Source organism: Acidithiobacillus sp., assembly GCF_023255755.1.
In the GTDB taxonomy this organism is placed as follows: domain Bacteria; phylum Pseudomonadota; class Gammaproteobacteria; order Acidithiobacillales; family Acidithiobacillaceae; genus Acidithiobacillus.
In genome coordinates this window covers 1-3,113 of record NZ_JAGDVS010000068.1, presented here as the reverse complement: position 1 = coordinate 3,113, position 3,113 = coordinate 1, and the positions used below count along the sequence as shown (strand labels likewise).

General features: G+C 61.6%; 3 protein-coding genes. All 3 read right to left on the bottom strand.

What is annotated here, in order from left to right:
• Positions 1 to 4: 4 nt before the first annotated feature.
• The 3 genes from Q0C48_RS04710 to Q0C48_RS04700 all read right to left on the bottom strand — a co-directional run bounded on the left by Q0C48_RS04710 (position 5) and on the right by Q0C48_RS04700 (position 3,008).
• Positions 5 to 463, bottom strand: a complete 459-nt coding sequence (locus Q0C48_RS04710; protein ID WP_291522044.1) for a hypothetical protein — start codon at positions 461 to 463, stop codon at positions 5 to 7.
• A 656-nt stretch (positions 464 to 1,119) separates the two neighbouring features.
• Positions 1,120 to 2,400, bottom strand: coding sequence for a phage/plasmid primase, P4 family (locus Q0C48_RS04705; RefSeq protein ID WP_291522042.1), 1,281 nt, complete (start codon positions 2,398 to 2,400; stop codon positions 1,120 to 1,122).
• Between the two features lie 281 nt (positions 2,401 to 2,681).
• Entirely contained in the window at positions 2,682 to 3,008 is a 327-nt protein-coding gene (locus Q0C48_RS04700; RefSeq protein WP_291522040.1) for a single-stranded DNA-binding protein, read from the bottom strand.
• Between the last annotated feature and the right edge of the window lie 105 nt (positions 3,009 to 3,113).

Below are 3,113 nucleotides of genomic sequence, written 5' to 3'. Positions count from 1 at the left end.
ACGACTAGCCTGCCTCCCCGTCTCCAGGAGTGGCATCGCCGCCTTCCGGCACAGTGCCGGGGCTCGGCAGCAGGCTAACCCCCTTGAGCTCCTGGTAAAGCCAAATCATCGCCAGCACACAGTCCTTGGACTGCTGCAATGCCTGCTCGGAGAGCTCCGGCACGCGCGCGCCCCAGATGGGGTCGGCAAGGAGATAGCCATACGCCTGCGCCAGACTCACTTCGTTCATGGCCTGTTCGCCGAATACGTCCGCCGGGCTGAGGCGCCCAGCCAGTAGCAGCACCGACAGCCGCGGCAGCTCAAGGTAGCGCGCGCAGCGGGCGGCAAAGTCATCGGAGATGTTGACCGGAGAGCGCGAGCCGCTGCGCAGTTGCACCAGATAGCCATAGGTTACGTTCAGTGCCTTGGCAAGCGCAGTCAGATTGTGCCCGCGCCGTGTCGCCGCGTCCATCAACGCCGCCATCAACCGCCCCCCAGCGGCAGCGTCCTGCGGCGAGTCGCTGGGGGATTTCGGGGGAACTGGAGTGCGCCTGGCGGAGCTTATCTTTGGGATTTTGAGAATCGACATCTTGTTTGACCTTTCCTAGAGGGGTAGGGGTTCTGAAGAAGGGCAAAGTCGCCCCTCATGCGGTGTAGCAACTGCTGCCCGCTGAACCTCAGGGCCAGGTCAGGGGCATCTGGCCGAGCTGTCCTTGGCTGCTGTTTCTCTCACCCATCCGCCGGTGTCGTTTCTGCCGACGCGCCTGGCCTGGTCTACGCTCCGTCCGCTCGCTTGTCCGGCGCGGCCACCTGACACAGGCCTCTCTTTGGATGCTGTTCTGGGCCTTGGAGAGCGCCGCAGGCCTGGCCCGATGACCGGGTTGTGCCGCCTTGCATCGAGTGACGCCGGACCCTGTGCTCCGCTAAGTCCTCGTCTCTTCACAAGAAATTTCTCTGTGTCAAGTGAACCGGGTGAATTCGACAAACTTTCACGATGCATCATTTATATGAATTACTGATTTCGGAAGAACAATTGGATTTCACTTGACACACCCGGCACAGCGGCATGACCTTGAAGAAAGCAAAAGAGCGCGACCGATGGTCGCGCTCTTTTGCTTCAGGGTTTTCAGGGTCTGCGACTTACTGTGTTCTAACCGTGTGCGTCGGCAAGTGCACATTGACCCTGCGCGTGACACCTCCCTCTAACCGCGTGCGTGCTTCCGCAAGTCGGGTGAACTGCTCACGCATGCGCTTCCAGAACTGCACCGAACTGACCGCGCGCATCGCGTTGTTTTCGCACCAGGCCGCATAGCTCGCGAACACCTGCGCTTTCGGCGTGTCGATGGAATCCTTGAGTGTGATGCCCTCGTCGTCCACCCAGGCCACCACCGAGTTGGTCTCCACCTTGGCCTCGTGCAGCAGTTCACGCATCGCCTGCGGCATCACCGGGTCGAATGCTCCACGGGTCTGCAAGCGCACCAGCCCCTCGAGGGCCCAGTTCAACACCCCGGACAACTCTTCGCGGATGATGGTCTCGGCCAGCAGCGGGTCGCGCTCGCGCTCGGGAATCGTGACTGAGAACGGCACGATATCCCAGCGGCGCCAGAAGCCGATGCTGTGGTCCGTGATGGCCGGCAGGTGATTGCCCAGCACAATCCATTTGCCCCGCACGGGGACACTCAGCGGGTCGCGGTACTTCCGGTCGATTTGAATCATCTCCCCCGCAATCATCGATTTCAGCAGCTGCTCGTCAATCGGTTTTCGAGGTGCCTCATCGACATAGACCAGGCTGGCTCCCACCAAGTTGGACAAACGGAAGCCATTGAGCTGGTCCAGCACAATCGCCGCCACACGGCTGTGCAGCGCCTGGACGATGTTGGCCAGCACGCCCTTGCCGTTTGCGCCCTGCCCGAGCCAGAACTGCGCGCGCTGGTAACGCGCATCCGATATCAGGGTGTAGCCGACGTATTCCTGCACCCGTCGTTGCACCTCCGGGTCAGGCAACACCTGGTGGAGGAAAGCCGTGAAGCGCGGGGAGGTCTGCCCGGGCGCGTACTGGCAATTGAGGCAGTGCGTCAATCCAAGCGCCGGGTCTGGACATTTGAGCAACAGCGCCCCGCCGTCCAGATGCACATGGCCGTTTTGCGTGGGCACGACGATGTCCTTGGTTGGCTTCGGAAGGCGCGGCGCAGCCAGGCGCAAGGCTTGTACGGCGCTTGTGGCGTTTTCTGCGCCGGCCCAGGATGCATCTTGCGCGGCCAACCAGGCGTAAGTGTCGCGCTTGGCATCCACCTCCTCGACGACCGACCAATGGGTGTCATTCCACCGATACAACACATTGCCTTGCACAGCCCAGTGCTGCGTGGCCAATGCCGCGACGACGTACTGATGGGGACGAAAGTAAACTGATTGTCTTGTCATTTTGAACCTCTTGTTGCGCCGGTGTCATGGGAAGGCAAAGCGCGTCCGACGTCCACGTGCCGTGCCGGCTGCGCCGCGTTCAGGCATCAGCTGGCGTGTGTAGGCACCCTGTTGAGTTAAAGCCTCCAAGGCGCTCGGCTTTAAGGTGAGACGGCATCCCCCGAGGCGCCGCGCTGTCCGTTGCAAAAAAAAGCCCCCGAGGCATCGGGGGCGAAAGAAACAAAGGCGCGCTGCAAAGGACGGGTGAGAGGCCGTGCCTCTCGCTGTGGCCTGTCTTCGGCCTAGACGTCGGCCTCCTCTTCGGCACCGAGCCTGGCCGCCGACGCGCGGGTAATCTTGCTGGACTCGAAGGCGATGATGAGCAGGGTTCCTGTCGGCTTGCCCTCGCGGGAAAGATAAAAATCCGTTTTCAGCTTGCCGGTGACCTTGACGAAGTCGCCCTTGGCCAGGCCCGGGTCTTCATCCTTCATCACCCGCACCGTGTACCAGGTCGGCTCCTTGTCGACGCCGCGCTGGCTCTCGGCCAGGCGAAACTCGAAGTAGCCCTTGCCTGTGGTCTTGCTTTCCTTGCGGGTGGCTTCTGTGGCGATATTTCCAAACACTTGCATGCTGTGTCCTTGAATGAGTGGCGATGGCACATGCCATCACTGCGTGTAGCAACCACCTTTTCGACGACGCCAGCCGCTCAGTCGGTTGCGTTCTGCAGCGGCCGC

Coding starts and splice junctions, on each gene's coding strand:
- Q0C48_RS04710 (WP_291522044.1), bottom strand. CDS start 463: ATGGCGGCGTTGATGGACGCGGCGACACGGCGCGGGCACAATCTGACT.
- Q0C48_RS04700 (WP_291522040.1), bottom strand. CDS start 3,008: ATGCAAGTGTTTGGAAATATCGCCACAGAAGCCACCCGCAAGGAAAGC.
- Q0C48_RS04705 (WP_291522042.1), bottom strand. CDS start 2,400: ATGACAAGACAATCAGTTTACTTTCGTCCCCATCAGTACGTCGTCGCG.